22 protein-coding genes are annotated in these 18983 nt (G+C 69.4%); 14 read left to right on the top strand and 8 right to left on the bottom strand.

What is annotated here, in order from left to right; genetic code table 11:
• Positions 1-50 precede the first annotated feature (50 nt).
• Entirely contained in the window at positions 51-965 is a 915-nt protein-coding gene (locus ABZ707_RS19085; RefSeq protein ID WP_360175791.1) for an alpha/beta fold hydrolase, read from the top strand.
• Entirely contained in the window at positions 958-1596 is a 639-nt protein-coding gene (locus ABZ707_RS19080) for a maleylpyruvate isomerase family mycothiol-dependent enzyme (RefSeq protein ID WP_360175788.1), read from the top strand. The genes ABZ707_RS19085 and ABZ707_RS19080 overlap by 8 nt, the downstream gene beginning before the upstream one ends.
• A gap of 61 nt (positions 1597-1657) precedes the next feature.
• Here ABZ707_RS19080 and ABZ707_RS19075 read toward each other — a convergent pair whose 3' ends face one another.
• Positions 1658-2053, bottom strand: a complete 396-nt coding sequence (locus tag ABZ707_RS19075; RefSeq protein ID WP_360175785.1) for a hypothetical protein — start codon at positions 2051-2053, stop codon at positions 1658-1660.
• 282 nt (positions 2054-2335) lie between these two features.
• On the opposite strand from ABZ707_RS19075, the gene ABZ707_RS19070 reads away from it, so the two are divergent.
• From ABZ707_RS19070 to ABZ707_RS19055, 4 genes are all read left to right on the top strand, one after another.
• On the top strand, positions 2336-2833 hold the full coding sequence (locus ABZ707_RS19070; RefSeq protein ID WP_360175782.1) for a methylated-DNA--[protein]-cysteine S-methyltransferase: 498 nt from the start codon (positions 2336-2338) through the stop codon (positions 2831-2833).
• Positions 2834-2903: 70 nt separating this feature from the next.
• Positions 2904-3377 (top strand): sigma-70 family RNA polymerase sigma factor, encoded by a 474-nt coding sequence (locus tag ABZ707_RS19065; RefSeq protein ID WP_360175779.1) that lies wholly within the window; start codon positions 2904-2906, stop codon positions 3375-3377.
• Complete coding sequence (locus ABZ707_RS19060; protein WP_360175776.1) at positions 3374-3994, top strand: methylated-DNA--[protein]-cysteine S-methyltransferase; 621 nt, start codon at positions 3374-3376, stop codon at positions 3992-3994. The genes ABZ707_RS19065 and ABZ707_RS19060 overlap by 4 nt, the downstream gene beginning before the upstream one ends.
• Complete coding sequence (locus ABZ707_RS19055) at positions 3991-4722, top strand: 2OG-Fe(II) oxygenase (RefSeq protein WP_360175773.1); 732 nt, start codon at positions 3991-3993, stop codon at positions 4720-4722. The genes ABZ707_RS19060 and ABZ707_RS19055 overlap by 4 nt, the downstream gene beginning before the upstream one ends.
• An 88-nt stretch (positions 4723-4810) precedes the next feature.
• On the opposite strand, the gene ABZ707_RS19050 is transcribed toward ABZ707_RS19055, so the two are convergent.
• Positions 4811-5860, bottom strand: coding sequence for an iron-siderophore ABC transporter substrate-binding protein (locus tag ABZ707_RS19050; protein ID WP_360175770.1), 1050 nt, complete (start codon positions 5858-5860; stop codon positions 4811-4813).
• 24 nt (positions 5861-5884) lie between these two features.
• Here ABZ707_RS19050 and ABZ707_RS19045 point away from each other — a divergent pair, with 24 nt between their 5' ends.
• Positions 5885-6985, top strand: coding sequence for an iron chelate uptake ABC transporter family permease subunit (locus ABZ707_RS19045; RefSeq protein WP_360175767.1), 1101 nt, complete (start codon positions 5885-5887; stop codon positions 6983-6985).
• Complete coding sequence (locus ABZ707_RS19040) at positions 6982-8055, top strand: iron chelate uptake ABC transporter family permease subunit (protein ID WP_360175764.1); 1074 nt, start codon at positions 6982-6984, stop codon at positions 8053-8055. The genes ABZ707_RS19045 and ABZ707_RS19040 overlap by 4 nt, the downstream gene beginning before the upstream one ends.
• A 46-nt stretch (positions 8056-8101) precedes the next feature.
• On the opposite strand, the gene ABZ707_RS19035 is transcribed toward ABZ707_RS19040, so the two are convergent.
• Together ABZ707_RS19035 and ABZ707_RS19030 are read right to left on the bottom strand one after the other, a co-directional pair.
• The gene (locus tag ABZ707_RS19035) at positions 8102-9028 is read right to left on the bottom strand and encodes a pyridoxamine 5'-phosphate oxidase family protein (RefSeq protein WP_360175761.1); all 927 of its coding nucleotides are present in this window, start codon (positions 9026-9028) and stop codon (positions 8102-8104) included.
• Between the two features lie 73 nt (positions 9029-9101).
• Complete coding sequence (locus ABZ707_RS19030) at positions 9102-9701, bottom strand: ABATE domain-containing protein (RefSeq protein ID WP_360175758.1); 600 nt, start codon at positions 9699-9701, stop codon at positions 9102-9104.
• 211 nt (positions 9702-9912) lie between these two features.
• Here ABZ707_RS19030 and ABZ707_RS19025 point away from each other — a divergent pair, with 211 nt between their 5' ends.
• Positions 9913-10773 carry a DUF427 domain-containing protein gene (locus tag ABZ707_RS19025; protein ID WP_360175755.1) on the top strand — a complete coding sequence of 287 codons (861 nt, stop codon included), beginning with the start codon at positions 9913-9915 and terminating at the stop codon, positions 10771-10773.
• A gap of 100 nt (positions 10774-10873) precedes the next feature.
• Here the strand turns inward: ABZ707_RS19025 and ABZ707_RS19020 are convergent, their stop codons facing one another.
• A complete protein-coding gene (locus ABZ707_RS19020; RefSeq protein ID WP_360175752.1) occupies positions 10874-11998 on the bottom strand; it encodes an alkene reductase in 1125 nt (374 codons plus the stop codon).
• Positions 11999-12192: 194 nt separating this feature from the next.
• Between ABZ707_RS19020 and ABZ707_RS19015 the strand changes: the two genes are divergently transcribed.
• The 4 genes from ABZ707_RS19015 (at position 12193) to ABZ707_RS19000 (ending at position 15178) form a co-directional block, all read left to right on the top strand.
• Positions 12193-12801, top strand: a complete 609-nt coding sequence (locus tag ABZ707_RS19015; RefSeq protein ID WP_360175749.1) for a TetR/AcrR family transcriptional regulator — start codon at positions 12193-12195, stop codon at positions 12799-12801.
• Positions 12802-12820: 19 nt separating this feature from the next.
• The gene (locus ABZ707_RS19010) at positions 12821-13126 is read left to right on the top strand and encodes a MarR family transcriptional regulator (protein WP_360175746.1); all 306 of its coding nucleotides are present in this window, start codon (positions 12821-12823) and stop codon (positions 13124-13126) included.
• Positions 13127-13374: 248 nt separating this feature from the next.
• Positions 13375-14574, top strand: coding sequence for a hypothetical protein (locus tag ABZ707_RS19005; RefSeq protein WP_360175743.1), 1200 nt, complete (start codon positions 13375-13377; stop codon positions 14572-14574).
• Between the two features lie 10 nt (positions 14575-14584).
• The gene (locus ABZ707_RS19000) at positions 14585-15178 is read left to right on the top strand and encodes a hemerythrin domain-containing protein (protein ID WP_360175740.1); all 594 of its coding nucleotides are present in this window, start codon (positions 14585-14587) and stop codon (positions 15176-15178) included.
• Positions 15179-15180: 2 nt separating this feature from the next.
• On the opposite strand, the gene ABZ707_RS18995 is transcribed toward ABZ707_RS19000, so the two are convergent.
• Complete coding sequence (locus ABZ707_RS18995) at positions 15181-15711, bottom strand: hypothetical protein (RefSeq protein WP_360175737.1); 531 nt, start codon at positions 15709-15711, stop codon at positions 15181-15183.
• Positions 15712-15971: 260 nt separating this feature from the next.
• On the bottom strand, positions 15972-16979 hold the full coding sequence (locus ABZ707_RS18990; protein ID WP_360175734.1) for an aldo/keto reductase: 1008 nt from the start codon (positions 16977-16979) through the stop codon (positions 15972-15974).
• A gap of 163 nt (positions 16980-17142) precedes the next feature.
• Here ABZ707_RS18990 and ABZ707_RS18985 point away from each other — a divergent pair, with 163 nt between their 5' ends.
• The gene (locus ABZ707_RS18985; protein ID WP_360175731.1) at positions 17143-17739 is read left to right on the top strand and encodes a TetR family transcriptional regulator; all 597 of its coding nucleotides are present in this window, start codon (positions 17143-17145) and stop codon (positions 17737-17739) included.
• A 23-nt stretch (positions 17740-17762) separates the two neighbouring features.
• On the opposite strand, the gene ABZ707_RS18980 is transcribed toward ABZ707_RS18985, so the two are convergent.
• Complete coding sequence (locus tag ABZ707_RS18980; RefSeq protein ID WP_360175728.1) at positions 17763-18908, bottom strand: aminotransferase class I/II-fold pyridoxal phosphate-dependent enzyme; 1146 nt, start codon at positions 18906-18908, stop codon at positions 17763-17765.
• Positions 18909-18983 lie beyond the last annotated feature (75 nt).

Genomic DNA, 18983 nt, shown 5'->3' with positions numbered 1-18983 from the left:
TGAATCTACTACACGTACGATGTACGTATCCGCTCCTCAAGGACACCCCCATGCCCGAAACCCGCACCACCTCGTTCCTTTCCCACGGGCAGCGATGCGCCGCGTGGATCACCCGTCCGGCGGGCGACGGTCCTCATCCGGCCGTGGTCCTCGTCCACGGCTTCGGCGCCACCCACGACATGCGGCTCGACCAGTACGAGCAGGCTTTCGCCTCCGCCGGGATGGTGACGCTCTCGTTCGACTTCCGTCACCTCGGCGCCTCCGAGGGCACGCCCCGGCAGCAGATCTCCATCCCCCGTCAGCGGGCCGACATCGACGCGGCGCTCGACTTCGTCCGCCGCGACCCGCGTGTCGACCCCGCCCGTGTCGCCCTGTGGGGCACCTCCCTGGGTGCCACCCATGTACTGCTCGCGGCGGCCGACGACCCCGAGCTCGCCGCCGCGGTCGTGCAGTGTCCCGTCGCCGACACCAGGAACGCCGCGACCAGTTCGGGGCTCGCCGCCATGGCGAGGCTCATCGTCCCCGTCGCCGGCGATCTGGTCCGCGCCGCGCTCCGGCTGCCGCGCCGCTACGTTCCCATCGTCGACGAGCCAGGCACCACCGCGATCGTCACCGCGCCCGGTGCCAAGGACGGCTGGTACGGCATGGTTCCGCCCGGTGCGTCGTTCGACAACCGCGTCACCGCCGCCGTCGGCTTGCAACTGATCAGGCTCAACGCCTCCCGCAGGGCCGCGTCGATCCAGGCTCCGCTCCTGGTCTGCGTCTCCGACCGCGAGACCCTGATGGACCCGCGGATAGCCGTAAGGACGGCACAGCGCGCGCCCCGGGGCACCGCCCTGCATTACCCGGCCGACCATTTCGAGGTCTACCACCCGCCGCTCGTGGACGGCATCATCCGCGACCAAGTCGCCTTCCTGACCCGGCATCTGAGGCCGGCGGCGCTCAGCGAGGCCGGCCGTGACTGATCACACCGCGCTCCTGGCCCGCCAGGACGACGACTTCTCGGCGTTCGCGCACAGCCTCACCGACGAAGAGTGGCGCCGCCCCAGTCTGTGCGCCGGGTGGACCAACCAGGACGTCCTTGCCCACCTCGTCCTCGGACTCCGGCTTCCGCTGCGGAGGCTGCTTGTCGCCATGGGCAGCCACCGGGGCTCCTTCGACAGCGCCAACGAGGACCTCTCCCGCCGCCATGCCGGCCGCCACACTCCGCGGGAGCTGCTCGACGCCTTCGACCGGGCCCGGGCACGTCCCCGCGGCATCGGACGGCTCCTGCCCACCCCGCTCATGCTCGGTGACCACACCGTCCATCACCTCGACATCGCTCTCGCCCTGGGCCGACCGGCCCGTGTCGCTCCCGAGGTCAGCAACGCCGTCCTGAAGATCGAAACCACCATCCCCAACCCGTTCATCCCCGCCCGGGCCCGAGCCCGCGGCCTCACCCTCCGCACCACCGACACCGACTGGCACCACCCCGGCGACCAGGACCTCGACATCGCCGGCACCGCCGAACACCTCGTCTCCGTACTCGCCGGCCGACGCCACGCCCTGCCCCGGCTCACCGGCAGTGGCACCGCCGTTCTGCGGGCCCGGCTGTGACCGCGAACTGCCGCCCAAGCGCGGACCCCACCCGCGACGAGGTGTGAGTGCGGGACGGCCCTCAGTGTCCGTGTTTCAGGAGGTGAAAGCGGTGTGCCGGACGACGCGAGCCCGGCGCGGCGCCGCTCCCCGGGGAATCCGCCGGGGGTGCCTCCGGACGAGGGCGGTCGAGCCGGTCCCTCAGTTCATCGCGCTCGGTCACCGCGTGGCGCGTTGTGCGGCGCCTCCGGCTGCGGCGGACGATCAGGGCCGCCCCGCCCAGCATCAGCCAGAGTCCGAGACCGAAAATCAGCATCAGGGCGATCCCGCTCAGGAAGGCGCCCAGCACATTGATCGTGAATGGCTGGATACCGAAGAGCGTCACCGCGTAGTCGGGCCCTCCGGACAGGTTGAAGGCGATGAGCAGTGCTGTGAAAGCGGCGGTCGCCGCCACCAGTAGAAGCCCGATGATCAGCATGGCTGCACCTCGTGTTGGTCGCGTTGGTCGCGAGGCCTCCCGAGAAGGCCGTTCCCGAGCAGACCCCGGGCCGTGGCCTGGATCGCACTCCGGCAGGAGGCTCAATGAGCCCCTGACCACCAACTTTCCTCCGAAGCCGGGCCGTGTGCATCTGGGGAGGCCGCCGCGCCGGAGAAGCGCGCCTGCGGGCCGTTCGATCTCACGTTTCGTACGGCCGACGCGTCTACGGCCTGTGAGCACCGATTGATGTGGATCGGGCATCCAGGAAAGGAAATCAACGCCATGAGGACCCATACGATCATTGACTCGCCTCTTGGCGGTCTCACCGTGGTCGCCGAGGACAACGCGCTGACGGGCCTGTATTTCGAGCGTCACCGCGGGCGTCCGGCGGCCGAAGCCCTCGGCACACGAAGCGATGAGCGTTTCGAGGAGACCCGGCGGCAGCTCGGCCAGTACTTCACCGGTGAGCGGCGCGGCTTCGACCTGCCACTGGCCCCGGCCGGAGACGCGTTCCAGCGGCGGGTATGGGAACTGCTCCGGCAGATTCCCTATGGGCAGACACGGTCCTACGGTGATCTGGCCCGTCAGTTGGGGGATCCGTCGCTCGCCCAGGCGGTGGGCGCCGCCAACGGCCGCAACCCGCTCTGTGTCCTCATCCCCTGCCACCGGGTGATCGGTGCCGACGGGAAGCTGGTGGGCTACGCGGGCGGTCTCGATCGCAAGCGCCGCCTGCTGGATCTGGAGCAGCCCGCCGGGGACACGGCCGACCGGCTTTTCTGAAGTGTCCGTCTCACATTCGGCGCCGCTGGATCGTTTACCAGATGTGACGAAGCCACCCTTCCAACAGATCGTGACTGACCACGGACCCATGGTGCTCCGTGTCGTCCGCGCCGTTCTCGGGCCGGACGACGCGGACGACGCCTGGTCAGAGACGTTCCTCTCGGCGATGAAGGCATACCCGGGCCTGCCGGACGACACCCATATGGAGGCATGGCTGGTGACCGTCGCCCACCGCAAGGCGATCGACATCACCCGGACCAACGCCCGGCGGCCCCTTCCCGTCGAGGAACTGCCCGAGCACCCGAGCCGCACCGGCCGGCCACAGGACTGGGACGGTGACCTGTGGCAGGCGCTCAAGGAACTCCCCGACCGGCAGAGGCAATCGGTCGCCTACCACTACGTGGCCGGGCTGCCCTACAAAGAGATCGCCGCCCTGACGGGTGGCAGCACGGACGCCGCGCGCCGGGCGGCGGCCGACGGGATCAAGTCTCTGCGCAGCAGATATTCCACAGGCAACGATCAGATGGGAGCGACCCGAAGGTGACGAACGCACCGGACTCCGAGAACGAGCGCGTTTTCGCGGCGCTGCCCCGCTATGACAACGACGCCATGACGCGCCTGCGAGCGGTACTCGCCTCGAAGGCACAGCAGGAGGGCATTCTCGACGTCGCCTACCGCACCGTGGACACCCCGGTCGGATCCCTCTTGCTGGCAGCCACCGAGCAGGGACTTGTCAAGATCGCCTACGCGGTCCAGGACCACACCGCGGTACTCCAGCAGCTCTCCGACACCATCAGCCCGCGCGTCCTGCTGGCACCCGCACGACTCGACGAAGCGGCCCGGCAGATCGACGAGTACTTCGCAGGACGCCGCACCCGCTTCGACCTCCCGCTGGACTGGCGCCTGAGCAGGGGTTTCCGGCGCGAAGTCCTCAGCCACCTCCCTCAGATCGGCTACGGAAGCACACAGAGCTACGCGCAGGTCGCTCTTGCCTCCGGCAGCCCCCGGGCGGTCCGCGCCGTCGGTACCGCCTGCGCCACCAACCCCCTGCCGCTGATCGTGCCCTGCCATCGGGTGGTGCGCTCCGACGGCACCGCCGGGCAGTACGTCGGTGGCAAGGACGCCAAGAACATCCTGCTCACCCTGGAGGCAGCGGCATGACCACCATGAGGAACACGAAGGACACCTTCGCCCGGCGGATCGGCGGTGCCGACTGGCCCGCGGTCACTGACGAGATCAACGACTACGGATGCGCGCTGCTGCCGCGGCTGCTCACCCCCGGCGAGTGCGCGGACATCACCCAGCTGTACGACAGGGCCGATCTGTTCCGGGCAACGGTCGACATGCGGCGTCATCGCTTTGGCGAGGGAGAGTACCGCTACTTCGACCGGCCTTTCCCCGACCCGGTGCGGCGGCTGCGCGAAGCGCTTTACCCCCGGCTGCTGCCCATCGCCCGGGACTGGTACGCCAAACTCGGCCGCGAAGCGGAATGGCCCGACTCGCTCGAGGAGTGGCTGGAGATCTGCCACCGGGCCGGCCAGGAACGGCCCTCACCCATCCTGCTGCGTTACGAGACGGGCGGCTGGAACGCCCTGCACCGCGATGTCTTCGGTGACAAGGTCTTCCCGCTCCAGGTCGTCATCAACCTGAACGCGCCCGGTGAGGACCACACCGGCGGCGAGTTCCTGCTGGTCGAGCAGCGCCCTCGGGCACAGTCCCGGGCGACGGCCACCCTTGTTCCCCAGGGGCACGGGCTCATCTTCACCACCCGCGACCGGCCGGTGAGGTCCAAGCGAGGGTGGTCGGCCGCCCCCGTCCGCCACGGCGTGTCCGCCGTGCGCTCGGGCCGCCGTCACACCCTCGGCCTCGTCTTCCACGACGCCGCCTGATCCGATGAACACCCGGAGTCACACCGTGCTCGGGGCCGATCGGAAGACCTGCCCCGAGGTGCCGGTGTGTTCACGGTGGTGGCCGCCGTCAGGGCCGCAGACGGTCCTGGAGTGTGGTGAGGACCTGGCGGGCAGCGGTGGGGCCGGTGTTGAGGTAGAAGACATCGTCGTCCACCGCCACGGCCGTTTTGTTCGCGACGGCGGTGAGGCTCGGCCACAGGGGTGCCTCGGTCAATGCGGATGTCTTGCCCGCGCCGCCCTGGACTCCGTAGAAGAGCCAGTCGGCGTCCGCCCGGTCGAGCTGTTCGTTGCTGATGTCCTGTGAGGTGTCGTTGAACCGCTGTGACCGCGGCCGTCCGAGACCGGCGTCCTCCGCGATGGTGCCGGTGAAGGAGGGGACGCCGAACACACGCAGCCGGTCTCCGTTGAGCCGGAGGAAGGACACCGTGACGGGCTTGTCGAGGGACTGGCCCAGTCGTGCGGCGTCGCTCTGGAAGGTGTCCAGGATCTTCTGCGCCTGCTGGGTCTTGCCGAGGCTGTCGGCCACGAGCAGGAAGTCCTGCTTCCAGTACAGCCCGGTTCCCCGGGTGGCGACGGTAGGAGCGAGGGCGGACAGCGAACCGTAGAGCGCCTTGGCCTTCTTGCCCGCGATGTTCATCAGGATCAGATCGGGCTTGACGTTCGCGATGGCCTCCAGGCTCGGTTCGAACCGGGAGCCCACGTCCTTGACGCGAGCCAGTTGGGCCGCGTCCTGAGGGAAGCCGTCCTTGAGATATCGCGGAATGAGATCGGCGCCGTCGCCCCGGGTCGAACCGGCGGGCACGGTACCGAGGGTGAGCAGCGCGTCTGCCTGGCCGGTGGAGATGACCACGACCTTCTTCGGCTGGGCCTTGAGTGTCGTCCTGCCCTCGAAGTGCCCGACCGTGCGCGGGAAAACATTGTCCTGCTTGCCGCTGCCCATACCGGCGGGGAGAGTTCGGGGCGCCGTATGGGTGGTCTTGGCCGCGGCGGCGGCGGTCGGGGCGCCGGTGGTCCTGGCGGTTGTCGCGTCGGCCGAGCAGCCGGTCAGCAGCAGGGCGCCCGCCAGGGCGAGGCCGCCCAGGAGGCGGTTGAGAGGCAGATCACTGATTCGGTTCACGTTTATTAGCTTAGGCTTACCTAAGTGCTGAAAAACAGGCGGGTCCATCATGCGGTGGATCACATTCCGGATGGCGCTCACCTCCACCGTGGGAACGCCCCGCGTATACGGGGCAAGGGCCAACACAACCGCTGCAGGGCCCGCTTGGCGGGGCTCGTGCTCGCTTGCGCCGTAGCGGCGATTCTGGCTTTTGTGAGTCTCGGCGTGGGCGCGCGCAGCGTTCCCCTCGCCGAGGTGTGGCGCGTACTGATACACCACGACGGCAGCCCCGGCGCCGTGATCGTATGGCAACTGCGCCTGCCCCGGACGGCGCTGGCCGTCATGGTCGGCTCGGCCCTCGCGGTGGCCGGAGTGGTGATGCAGGCCATCACCCGCAACCCCCTCGCGGAGCCCGGACTTGTGGGCGTGAACGCCGGTGCCTCCTTCGCCGTCGTCGTCTCCATCTCCGTCTTCCACATCACCCGGATCACCGGCTACCTCTACTCCTCCTTCGTCGGGGCCGTCCTGGCGGCAGTGCTCGTCCACGCACTCACGTCACGGAGCGGCGCCGCCGGCCAGCACACCCGGCTCGTCCTGGCGGGTACCGCGCTGTCGGCCTCGCTTGCCGCCTGCACCGGCACTCTGACGATGTTCGACACGCAGGCATTCGACTCCTACCGCTTCTGGGTGGTGGGCTCACTGGAGAACCGCGGTACGACGGCCCTGGTCGCCATCGCGCCCTTCATCGCGGTCGGGGCGCTGATCGCCCTGGTACTCGGGCCCGCGTTCAACGCCCTGGCGCTGGGCGACGAAAAAGGGGCCGCGCTCGGACTGCGTGTGGCCCGGGTGCGGGCCGCGGGCTTCCTCGCCATCATGCTGCTGTGCGGCGCCGCCACCGCGGCCGCGGGCCCCATCGGCTTCGTCGGCCTGGTCGTACCGCACGTCCTGCGTCTGATGCTGGGCCCGGACCTGCGGTGGCTCCTGGCCTTCGCGCCACCGGGCGGGGCGGCGCTTCTGCTCGCCGGTGACATCGTGGGCCGAGTGATCGCACCACCCGGGGAGATCGAGGCCGGTATCGTCATCTCCTTCGTCGGAGCCCCGGTGCTGCTGTGGCTCGTCGCGCGCCGCAAGGCGGTGCACGCGTGAGCCCGGGGCAGAGCCGCGCGACAGCGGATGCCCGTGCCGTACCAACCCGTTCGCGTGCGGTGCTGCGCCTGCCCGGTGGTATCTCCTTGCGTTACGCGCCCAGGGCGGCCCTCGTCGCCGCCCTCCTCGTGGTGGTCTGCGGCGCGGCGGCCGGGCTCGCGCTTTTCACCGGCACGTACACCATCCGGACGTCCCAGGTGGTCGATGTTCTGCTGGGCCACGGAGCGGCTGCCGACCGCTTCATCATCCTTGACCAGCGGCTTCCACGGGTGAGCGCCTCATTGCTGGTGGGCGCGGCGCTGGGGCTGTCCGGGGCGCTCTTCCAGAGTCTGTCCCGCAACCCGCTCGGCAGTCCGGACGTCATCGGCTTCACCACCGGCTCCGCCAGCGGCGCCCTGGTCGTCATCCTCACCGGGGGCGACTCCGCGAGCCTCGGCATCGGCGCGGGCTCGGTGCTCGGCGGGCTTCTGACCGCGACAGCCGTCTACCTCCTCACCGCCTCCCGCGGCGTGGCGGGCAACCGGTTGCTGCTCACGGGCATCGCCGTCGGCGCCATGCTGGCCTCCGTCAACGACTTCCTCATCACCCGCGCCGACATCGAGTCGGCGGAGGAGGCCAAGGCATGGACCTTCGGCAGCCTCAACGCCATCACCTGGCCGTACGTTCTCCCGCTGGCCCTTGCCCTGCCACTACTGGCGGCCGTCACCGTGCCCCTGACCCGACCCCTCACACAGATCGAGATGGGCGACGACACCGCGAGTGCTCTTGGGATCAATGTCGCACGGGTCCGCGCGGTGAGTCTGCTGCTCGGCGTGGTTCTCGCCGGATGGGCCATCGCTGTCGCCGGCCCCATCGGATTCCTCGCCCTCGCGGCCCCCCAACTGGCGCGCCGCATTGTCCGCGTGCCTGGTGTTCCGATCGCGTCGGCGATGCTGACGGGTGCGGCCATGCTCTCCGCCGCCGATCTGCTGGCACAGCATCTGCTCGCCCCGTTCCAGATACCGGTGGGCCTGGTGACCGGCGCGATCGGCGGTCTCTATCTGCTGTGGCTCGTGGCGCGGCAGCGGTAGCGCGCCGACAGTGCGCGGCGCGGAACGGCGGGACGTGCTCGGTGTCTCAGCCCCTCAGCGGCGGATTGTGCGGCGAGCGGCCGATTTCGTGGTCCGCGCGGAGAGCGAGCGTGGCGGTGAGGGCCCGCTCCGGGTGGAAGCGGACCTGACGGCCCGTACCATCGTCGTCGCCGGGGGAGCCGAGGGCCGTCCACCGCAGTTCCGCGGTACCGGACAGATATACGGCTCTTCCCGTGGTGAAGTCGACGAAGAGCAGGGACGCGGTGGGGTCGACCGCGATGTTGCCCATGCTGTTGAACATGTTGTTGCCGGAGTAGTCGGGCCACCACAGGGTGTCCCCGTCGATCCGGACAAAGCCGGGGGATCCGCCCTTGTGGGAGGTGTCGGCGCCACGGGTGGGGTGTGTGGTTCCCAGGATGAAGGTGTCCGCGCCGGTGATCAGATGCCTCTGGTCGGCGGTGAGCACCCCATCCGTCTCCGTGCCGGCCGCGGGTTCAGCGACCGCGTCCGCGCCCGCATCCGCCACGAGGATCGTGCGGTTCTGGATATAGGAAGGGCAGTTGCCGAATGCCTGATCGGCCTCGATCGTCAGTCCGTCCCGCTCGGACCGTGTCAGCGTGCCATTGACCCGGACCCGGCGCCGGAGGGCGAAGTCGATGACCAGCAGGCCCACTTCCTGACCGGCGGGAAGATCGAAAAGCGGGTCGCCCTCCGCGGGTGCGGCATGGGTCTTCAGGAGGGTGTCGTTCCGGCCGTCGAGGAAGCCGGGCGCGCCCAGGAGGGGGGAGGTCCACAACCGGCCCGAGCGGTCCCGGCCGGTGATGAAGGCCAGGTCGCGCTGGGACAGGAAGGTGGCCATTCCTCCGCTCAGACGGGCGGGCCTGAGCATTCCTTCCAAGCGTGTGGCGTCCGTCCGGACTCCGGCCCGGAGCTGGACCGCCCGTTCGCCTTCGTGAAACCCGGTGGTGGTCATCGTCTCTCCTCGCGATGTCGTGAGTGATACCGCTCTGCCGTGCGCCTTGCGGGACGGCCGGCGGTTTGCGAGCTCAGGTGTCCAGGGAGTGGGTGCGTCCGTAGTGGCGGGCGACTCGGGCACGATTCCCGCAGATGGTGCCCACGCACCACTTGCGGCGCTTGTTCTCGGCGAGGAACAGCATCGAGCAGTCCGGGTTCTCGCAGATCCGCACCAGCCCCAGTCGCTCGGGGTCGGCCAGGAGCCCGATCACCTCACCGGCAATGGCCGCGAGCGCGGCGTTCCCGCCGTGTTCGACATGCCAGCGGGTCTCCTGGCGCGCACCCTGTCCGGTAGTGACCAGGCGCGGGCTGCGCGGGACCGAGGACGCCGTCGCGTTGATGTCCTCCACCGAGGCCGGGTCGGCCGCGCGGCCTCGCACCTGGGCGTCGAGCACATCCCGGACGGCGGTACGCAGCCGCCGTACCGCGATGGGATCGGGGGTGGGGCCGAGCGGCAGGCGACGTGCCTGGATGGTCCACCAGGCGGTACTGGCGGCGGGGTCGCCGATCAGATCGACCGGGGGGTCCCTGACGGTCATGACCGTGTCCGCCAGATCCAGGGCGACCAATGGCTCACCTCCCATCGGGAAGCCCGCCGCCTGCAACTCCTCGACACTCACCTTAATGCCCATTCTGGGATAGTAACCATTAGGTGGCGTGGCGTCCAGTGATCCATTCCTGCGGCTGTCTCAGGGTGGATTCGATCGCCGGGGTGGCGTTGCCTCTCGAAAGTAATGGCTGTTGCGTCATCTTATGCATTAGTCATGTCGGGTCGCGCAGACCACCCACCGGGTGCATCCTGGACAACGGGCAGCCTCGGACCCGCCGATGGAAGGAGCGGTCATGGGACTGTCATGGCAGCAGGGCCCGCTGTCCTCCAGCCGGATCGGACGGTTTCTGACACCTGATCCGCTGCCCGAGCGGCTGTTGTTCGCCGAGCCGCTGCGCCGGCGGATGCGTGTGCTTTTCTGTGGCGCGTGGATCGCGGACAGCGAGGATGTGATCCTGCTGCACGAGCCGGGGCGCTACCCGGTGGCGTACTTCCCGCGCTCGGGTGTACGGGCCGACGCGCTGATGGCGAGCGACCGGATCACCCGCCACAAGGACCTCGGTGACACCTCCTGGTACGCCGTGCGGGCCGGTGACGGTACGGCCGAGCGTGCGGCCTGGGAGTTCACCGGCCTGCCGGAGCACGCACGCGAGCTGAGCGGCAGGATCGCCTTCGCCTGGCGGGCGATGGACGCCTTCTACGAGGAGGACGAGCGGATCCTGGGACATGCCGCGGACCAGTACCACCGCATCGACATCCGCGACACGTCCCGGGTGCTGGAAGTCCGCTCCGAAGGCGAGTTGGTGGCCCGCTCCGAGCACCCGGTCGTGCTGTACGAGTCCGGATTCGCGCCGCGCTGGTACGTTCCCCGTTCGGACATCGACGAGAGCCGTCCGCAACTCGTGGAAGGGCAGACGTTCTGTCCCTACAAGGGCCTCTGCGACTACTACGACATCGGTGGTGTGCACCGCGCGGCATGGTCGTATCGGGACGCCTACACCGAAGTCGGCCGCATCAACGACATGGTGTCCTTCGAGCCTGATCTGGTCGAGGTCTGTCTCGACGGGAAGCGCCTGGAACCGGAACCGGGCCAGCATGTCGTCGCGCACGGTATCGACCGGGGCCTGGACACCGCCGAGGCCGGCACCCGCTGATCCCTCGTCCGGCCGGTGTGCGGGTGGCCGACCGGGCTCCGCCGCACGGGCGTGATCCATCACCGAGTCCGCCGTGCGGCCGACAGGCCATCAGCCGCTGTTACTCGCGCCCCGTCGCGGTGGCAACGGGGTAGTCGGTGTAGCCCTCGGTGTGACCGGCGTAGTAGGTGTCCCGGTCGCCCTCGGCCAGCGGGTACCCCCGGGCGAATCGCTCGACCAGGTCGGGATTGGCGATGAAGGGGGCGCCGAAAGACACCGCGTCGACGATCCGGTGCGCCAGGATTTCGTCACCGGTGGCCTGGGTGAAGCCGAGGTTCGCGATGATGTGCCCCTGATAGTGCGTGCGGTAGCGGGCGAAGGGGGCGAAGCGCTCCTCGGCGCCGCCGGTGGCTGCCTCGGCGGTGCCCAGGAGGTGCAGGTAGGCCAGGTTGCCGTCGTTGAGTTTCTTGAGCAGCCGGTCGTAGTCGGCGAGCGTCTCCTCGTCCGCGGTGAAGGCTCCGCCGGTCCAGTACGGGGAGAGCTTCACACCGACGCGGTCGCTGCCCCATACGCCGCTGACGGCGTCAAGGACGTCAAGGAGGAACTGGGCCCGCTTCTCGCCGCTGCCTCCGTAGGCGTCGGTGCGCTGGTTGAGGCGGGGGTTGAGGAACTGGGGGATCAGGTGGGCGCCCTGAGCGTGGATCTCCAGTCCGTCGAACCCCGCGCGGCGGGCGTTCCCGGCGGCGTGCCGGTAGGCGGCGATGGTGTCGGCTATCTCGGCGGCGGTGAAAGAGCGCGGGGTGACGGTGTCCTTCATCCCGGTCGGGGTGAAGGACTTCTCGCCGGGATTGACAGCCGACGGTCCGGCGGGCAGGCGTCCGCCGAGGTGATCGGGGTGTGTGACCGAGCCGACATGGCCGAGCTGGGAGACGATCCGTCCGCCCGCCTCGTGGACGGCTCGGGTGACCTTCGCCCAGCCAGCGGTCTGCGCGTCGGTGTAGATACCGGGCACGTTGATGTAGCCGATCGCCGTGTCGTTGACCCAGGTGCCCTCGGTGACGATCAGGCCGGCGCCGGCGCGCTGCGCGTAGTAGGTCGCGTGCAGATCGGTGGGAGCCAGTTCCGCGTTGTGGGCGCGGGCGCGGGTCATGGGCGCCATGACGACGCGGTTGCGCAGCTCCAGCGCGCCCAGGCGGACGGGCTCCAGCAGGGGCTGGACGGTGGACTTTTGGGGCTGGGTGGTCATGCGGATCCTTCTGGTACGGCGTCCGGGTATGTCCGGGCGAGGGGGCATGAGGCGCCCGCCTCGGCTCGGGCCGCCGAGGTCGACGGGAGCGCACCCGCAGCCCCGGAACTATTGATGATGGGCATCATTGTAATAATAAGTATGATGAGAGGCGTCATTAAAATGGTCAAATCGAGAGACGCGAGAGGACGGCCATGCCGCGGATCACCAAGGAGGACAAGGCCCGCAACAGGCAGAACATCCTCGAAGCGGCGGGCCGCATGTTTCGTTCGCAGGGCATAGACGCGGTGGGCATCGCTGAGCTGATGAAGGAAGCGGGACTCACCCACGGAGGCTTCTACAACCACTTCGCCTCCAAGAACGACCTGGCCATGGAGGTGTGCGGCGCCTCTTTCGCCGCCTCGCTGGGAAGCCTGGCCCGGGCGGTCGAGGAGGGTCCGAGTGAGGCCGGCTCGCCGCTGGAACGGGTCGTCGCCGGATACCTGTCCACCGCGCACCGCGACGCCGAGGACGGCGGCTGCCCCTCCGCCTCCCTGGTCACCGACGCCGGACGGCACACCGACGCCGTACAGAGCGCGTACGCCGAAGGCGTCGAGGGTTACCTCGCCGGCTTCAGCGCCGAGTTCCTGCGTGAAGCGGAGGAGAAGGGGCAGCGGCCCGATCCGGACGAGGCGCGCCGCAGGGCCGTCCGGCTGCTCAGCGAGCTGGTCGGCGGGCTGATGCTGGCCCGCGCGGTACGTCATGTGCGGCCCGAGCTCTCCGACGAGATCCTGCGGGCCGGCCGCGACGGCGCCCTCGGCTGATTCGGACCCCGACTTCGGCGTGCTCACCCGTGTGGTCGAGACGGGCGGCGGGCGGCTGCGGCAGAGCCGCTTGGCCGAACTCATGGGCTTCCATCGCAGCAGGCTGTCCCATCACCTCACTCGGATGGAAGAACGCGGTTTGACAACCCGCGAGCCCGCGGCCGGCGGTGTGGACGTCGTCGTCACGGATGAGGGGCGCCGCGCCGCGGAGAAGGCCCGTCCGGTCCACGCGGCTGCCGTCCGGCGACATCTGGTGGATCCACTCGGAGCGGCGGACCACGCGGCTGTCCTGGCGATTCTTGAACGGCTGGCCGTCTCCCGGTGACATAGCCCCGGGCGGCCGGTGCGACGGCGGTGGTGCGGCCGAGGTCGCGGAGGCGCCGCGCGCCTCCGGTGGGTGACCGGGGCGGCGGATGATGGTGCGCTGGAGCGACTCGGCGACCTGCATGGGTGCGAGGAGTGGCCCGCCGCGCGGGGACATCGGAGCATGCGGTTACCCCCGTGCACGCCCCCGGACGCGATGCGTCGGCGGTGCTTGGTGGGGCTTTCCCACCCACTCGAAGGAGACACACCGTGACCTTCAATCCCCTGCAAGAACGGGGCATTCCGCTGGATCGCCAGGTACGCAACTGGCGTGAACTGAACGTGCAGCCGATCGACCCCGACCGGTGCGATCCGTACACCCGCTGCCGGATCATCACCATGAACGGTATCGAGGTCGAGGCGATCATCTTCAGCCATCAGATGGCGCGGCATACGCCGGACCCGGAGGTGAAGCGGAAGCTGGCGAGGACGCGCTACATCGAGGCACAGCAGCAGAAGGCGGTGAACTGGCTGCTGCCCGGGGTGTCGTCGGTGCTGGAGACGACCATCGCGTATGAGCAGGTGGCAGTGGACCTGACCGCCTGGGTGGCGCGCATGGAGCCGGACCCGTATCTGAAGCAGGCGTACCAGTTCGGTGTGCTGGAGGACTTCGACCACCTGTACCGCTACGCGAACCTCTACGAGATGATCGAACACCGCAAGGCGGAGTCCATCGTCGACGGACTGACTGAGGTCATGCCGGGACGGCCCACCAAGTTCCACCACCGCGATCCGGTCGACAATGTGCGTGATCCCTATGCCAGGGACAGCACCGACCCGCTGTCCAAGCTGCACGCGTTGACGATCATGTCGGCGGAGCAGCAGACGATGAACTTCTACATGAACACCGGGCCGACCTATATGGAGCCGATCGCCCGCCAGCTCTACCAGGAGATCGGGCTGATCGAGGAGGAACACGTCACGCACTACGAGTCCCTCGTGGATCCGGGCGAGACATGGTGGGAACAGCTGGTCAACCATGAGTACAACGAGTGCTACCTCTACTACTCCTTCATGGAGCAGGAAAGCGATCCCAAGGTCAGGGCGATCTGGGAACTGCACCTGAACATGGAGCTCGAACACCTGCAGACCGCCTGCGACCTGATGCGGCGCCACGACGGGCGCGAGCCGTCCGAGGTCCTGGCGCCCGAGCTGCCCAACGTACTCACCTTCGAGCCCAACAAGCAGTACCTGCGGGGGCTGCTGGACACCCAGATGGACCTGACCACCCTGGGCACCGGCTATGTACGCGAGGCACACGAACGGTTCGAGCAGATGCAGGAGCGGATCAACGGAGGCGAAGCACCGCCGAGCGAGCGTGTCATGACCGAACACGACGAGATGTTCGGCCGCGACTACCGCGTCCAGTCCGAGGGCGAGCACCCCGACCCCGCCATGCGCGAGAAGTGAGGACCCGCACATGCCCGAGCCCCGCACCCCCCGAGCCGGCGCCGACCGTGCTCCCGACAACGACGTCGTGGCGCTGCTGATCCGCCAGCACGGCGACATCCGCAATCTCTTCGACGAGGTCGAGGCGGCGACCGGCGCCGAACGCCGCGACGCCTTCCACCGGCTGGTCGCTCTCCTGGCCGTGCACGAGACCGCGGAGGAAGAGGTCGTGCACCCCTTCGCCAGACGGGCCTTTCCCGGCGGCGCCGATGTGGTGAAGGACCGCCTGGAGGAGGAACGCGCCGCCAAGGAGACCTTGTCCGACCTGGACAGCATGGACACCGACGACGCGGAGTTCCTGCCACGGCTGCGGGCCTTGCGTACCGACGTCCAGGAACACGCACGTGCGGAGGAGCGCTACGAATTCACGCACATCCGCCGGAGCACCGATGTCACCGGTCTGGCCGCGATGGCCAAGGCCGTCAGGGCCGCCGAGGCGATGGCGCCGACCCGCCCCCACCCGGGAGTGGAATCGGGCGTGGCCAATGCCGTGCTCGGACCGGTCGCCGCGCTGATGGACCGTACGAAGGACGCCGTACGCCACGCCATGGGAAAACGAGACTGACGTCAGCGGGCCAGGGACCGGCCGCTTCCGAGCCGGTCGAGTAGGCCGGCGTGGTGGAGCTCGGTTATCGGCTCCAGCAGGTCCGGGTGGCGCGTAAGAGCGGCAGCCGCGAGGTCATGTGAGTCCGGCGCCACCAGGCGCCGGAACTCCATGGGCGCGCCACCCATGTGATCGGAGCCGGCAAGAGCGGATACGGCGGCCCGCGCCAGCGCCGGATCGGCCAGCAGACAGGCCGCCCAACTGGCCACCACCTCATCCACCCAGCTCCGCCAGGCGATCTCGGCGGCGTTGTACTGCCGTGCGCCCTCCGCACCACTGGCGACGCGGTCGAGCCGGGCGGAACCGCCGGGGCCGGCCAGGAGCACCACGGCCACATCCATGGACGTCGGATAGCGCAGCCACGCGGCGACCGTGACGGCCTGCCGTACCTGGAGCGCCGACAGCGCGGCCGCCACGGCGCCGCCCGTGGAAGGGAAGGCGCGCCCGAGCCACTGCGCGGTCGCCGCGATGAGCGGGGAAAGATCTGTCTGCACGGGCTGTCCGATGTCCTTGCTGAGCGATGTCCGTCGAAGCTACCCCCTGCCCCGCGGCCATTCGCGTGACCCAGCGCACAACCGGGCAGTGGTACGTGCCACTGCCCGGTCCTGTATCACGTCAGCGCTGAGGACACCGAGAACGTGGCCGGCGACGGTCCGGCCCCGGCCGTCACCGCGGCTCCCGCGGCCGTGCGCGGCCGGTTCGCCGCATCCGCTGTCCGCCTCCGCGCGATGCGCCGTGAGCCGGACTGGTGGGATCAGGCGCTGAGGGGAGGGGTGATGCCGTCGGTCCAGTTGCCCTGCCGGTCGGGGTGGCGGTCGCCCGCGACCGTGATGGTGTCGAGCTGGGCGATCTCCTCGGCGGTGAGGGACACGGTGGCCGCGAGCGTGTTCTCTTCGAGGTAGGCGATACGCCGTGTGCCGGGGATCGGGACGACGTCGTCCCCCTGCGCCAGCAGCCAGGCCAGCGCGATCTGGCCGGGGCTCGCCTCGTGCGCGGCCGCGATGCTCCGGATCAGGTCCAGCGAAGCCATGTTGCGGTCAAAGTGTTCCTCGGCGAAGAAGGGCATGCCACGACGGTGGTCGCCGTCCACGAGTTCCCCGCGTGCGGTGAGCGTACCGGTGAGGGCGCCGTGGCCGAGCGGGCTGTAGGGCACCACACCGATGCCGAGCTCCCGGCAGGTGGGGACGATCTCGTTCTCGATGTCACGCGCCCACAGTGACCATTCGGTCTGCAGGGCCGCGATCGGGTGCACGGCCGCCGCGCGGCGCAGTGTGTCGGGAGCGGCCTCCGACAGTCCGATGTGACGGATCTTGCCCTCGGCCACGAGTTCGGCCAGGGCGCCGACCGTCTCCTCGATGGGCCGCGAGGGATCGATCCGGTGCATGTAGTACAGGTCCACATAGTCCGTGCCGAGCAGGCGCAGTGAGCGCTCGAGCTGCTGGCGCATATATGCCGCGGAACCGTCGATGACGGGTGGCCTGCCGTCCGAGGGGATGGCCTTGATGCCGAATTTGGTGGCGATCTGGACCTGGTCACGCCGCCCGGCGATGGCCTTGCCCATGATCTCCTCGCTGTCGCCGTATGCGTCGGCGGTGTCGATCATCGTGGCGCCGAGTTCGATCGCGCGGCCGACGAGGTCCCGGGGGTCGTCCTTGGTCGGGGCGGCATGCTGGCCGTAGGCGCCCGCGAAGCTCATCGCGCCATAACCGATCGCACCGACCTCAAGACCGCCGGTGCCGAGCCTGCGCTGGGAGATGGTCACATCGGATCCTTCGAAGGAGAGGTCGCAAACCGGCGTGCGCTTATGTCCACGCCCGAGGACAAAGGTATGTCCACGAGCGAGGACATGCAAGTCGGTGACCGTTTCACTCGCTGTGTCCTGGACCTCTGACGACCTGATGGCCGTGATTCCCTATCCTGACGGGGTGACCGACGAATCCGCCGCCCCCGATCGCCCGCCCCGTAAACGGGACTCGGCCGCCACCAAGCTGGCCATTCTCGATGCCGCCCGCGAAGTCTTCTCCCGCTCTGGGTACGACGCCGCGGGCCTGCGGGAGATCGCCGGCCTCGCCGGGGTCGACCCGCGGCTGATCGGCCGCTACTTCGGTTCGAAGGAACTGCTCTTCACGCAGGTGGTCGCCGACGCCTACGGCAACCACCTGATGATGACGCCGGAGGCCAACGCGGAGACCGCGCGTACGCTGCTGACCGACCCCACCCAGGCCCACCGGGACGGGATGCTCCTCACGATCCGCTCGGCCCCCAGTGAGCGGGCGGCCGAGATCATGCGCGCCAGCCTGGAACGCAACTTCCAGCAGGCGCTCGCCGACGAGCTCGAAGGGCCGCACGCCGTCTCCCGCGCCGCTCTGCTCGTCGCCATCTGCACCGGGGTGCAGTTCATGCGCAATGTGCTCCAGAACAGCGCCCTGGTCGACGGCGATCCCGAGGTGCTGGCGAAGCTCCTCAGGACCGCCCTGGACGCTGTTGCCGCCGTCCCGTCCGACCCGGACGCCGCGGAGTAGGCCCCCGCGCACGGGGTGCGAGCTCAGGCCGATGTGACGGCGGTGGCCATCCGATGGACGGCCGCCGCCAGAATCTCGCCGCTGGTGGCGAAGTTGAGCCGCACATGGCCGGCCGTGTGCGGGCCGAACCTCTGCCCCGGTTCGAGGGCGACACGGCCCCGGTCGAGGACAACGCGCGCAGTGTCCTCGCCGGTCGGCAGGGCGCCGCAGTCGAGCCAGGCGAGGAACGTCGCCTCGGGCCGCCGCCAGGTGACGGCGGGCAGGTCCCGGCGCAGCAGGTCGCCGAGGAGCCGTCGTCGGTCGTCCAGGGTGAACAGGAGCCGGTCGAGCCACGGTTCGCCCTCGGTGAAGGCGGCGATCGAGGCCAGCACGCCCAGGTGCCCGATCCGCCAGCGGGTGTCCTCGGGCAGGCGGTCGGTGACCGCCGTGGTGGCCGGGGAACCGGTCACGATCGCGGCGCACTTGAGACCCGCGAGGTTCCACGCCTTGCTGGCCGAGATCACACTGAGGGCGACATCGGCCGCGCCGGGCACGGTCAGCAGTGGTGTGAACGTGGCGCCCGGAAGCGTCAGCGGCGCGTGGATCTCGTCGCTGACGACGAGTACCGAATGGCGTCGCGCCAGTTCGACCACCGCGGCCAGCTCTTCGGGCCGGTGCACGCGTCCGGTCGGGTTCTGCGGGTTGCACAGCAGGTAGGCGGCCGGGCGCGACGCGAAGGCCCGTTCCAGCGCGGGCAGATCGAGCCCCGCGCCGGCCAGGGGCACCTCGATACGGCGGACGCCGGCCTCGTCGAGCCAGGTGGGGAACGGTGGGTACGCCGGCGTGTTCATCACCACGGCCTCTTCTGGCCGTGCGATCACCCGCAGCAGTTGGACAACGCCGGTACTCACGTCCGTCGTCGCCACGACCCGGGCGGGATCGACCTCCCAGCCCCAGCGACGCCCCGCGAACCCTGCCAGCGCGGTGGCCAGCTCGGACCCGGCGAAACCGTAGCCGGTGTCCGAGTGTTCCACGGATGTGCGCAGCACCTCCTGTACGGCGGGCGCGAGTCCGAAGTCCATCTCGGCGATCGTCAGTGGCAGCACGTCCGGCGGGTGGCCCCGCCATTTCGCGCTGCGCCGACGCCGCAGTTCCTCCAGGCTGTCGACCGGCAGCAGCTCAACACCCACGCCCGGACTCCCCTCTTGTCGCGTATACCCGCGAGGCCGGCCCCGGGAAGCTGCCGACGCTGCCCCTCAGGACCT

Source organism: Streptomyces sp. NPDC006923, from assembly GCF_040635655.1.
GTDB lineage: Bacteria > Actinomycetota > Actinomycetes > Streptomycetales > Streptomycetaceae > Streptomyces.
The sequence above is the reverse complement of the archived record's forward strand: the minus strand, read 5'-3'. Positions and strand labels throughout refer to the sequence as shown.

Bases quoted from the DNA above. Each gene is read 5' to 3' on its own strand.
- ABZ707_RS19030 (WP_360175758.1), bottom strand. From the start codon at position 9,701: ATGGGCATTAAGGTGAGTGTCGAGGAGTTGCAGGCGGCGGGCTTCCCG.
- ABZ707_RS19070 (WP_360175782.1), top strand. From the start codon at position 2,336: ATGAGGACCCATACGATCATTGACTCGCCTCTTGGCGGTCTCACCGTG.
- ABZ707_RS19020 (WP_360175752.1), bottom strand. From the start codon at position 11,998: ATGACCACCCAGCCCCAAAAGTCCACCGTCCAGCCCCTGCTGGAGCCC.
- ABZ707_RS19000 (WP_360175740.1), top strand. From the start codon at position 14,585: ATGCCCGAGCCCCGCACCCCCCGAGCCGGCGCCGACCGTGCTCCCGAC.
- ABZ707_RS19085 (WP_360175791.1), top strand. From the start codon at position 51: ATGCCCGAAACCCGCACCACCTCGTTCCTTTCCCACGGGCAGCGATGC.
- ABZ707_RS19015 (WP_360175749.1), top strand. From the start codon at position 12,193: ATGCCGCGGATCACCAAGGAGGACAAGGCCCGCAACAGGCAGAACATC.
- ABZ707_RS19075 (WP_360175785.1), bottom strand. From the start codon at position 2,053: ATGCTGATCATCGGGCTTCTACTGGTGGCGGCGACCGCCGCTTTCACA.
- ABZ707_RS19025 (WP_360175755.1), top strand. From the start codon at position 9,913: ATGGGACTGTCATGGCAGCAGGGCCCGCTGTCCTCCAGCCGGATCGGA.
- ABZ707_RS19035 (WP_360175761.1), bottom strand. From the start codon at position 9,028: ATGACCACCACCGGGTTTCACGAAGGCGAACGGGCGGTCCAGCTCCGG.
- ABZ707_RS19055 (WP_360175773.1), top strand. From the start codon at position 3,991: ATGACCACCATGAGGAACACGAAGGACACCTTCGCCCGGCGGATCGGC.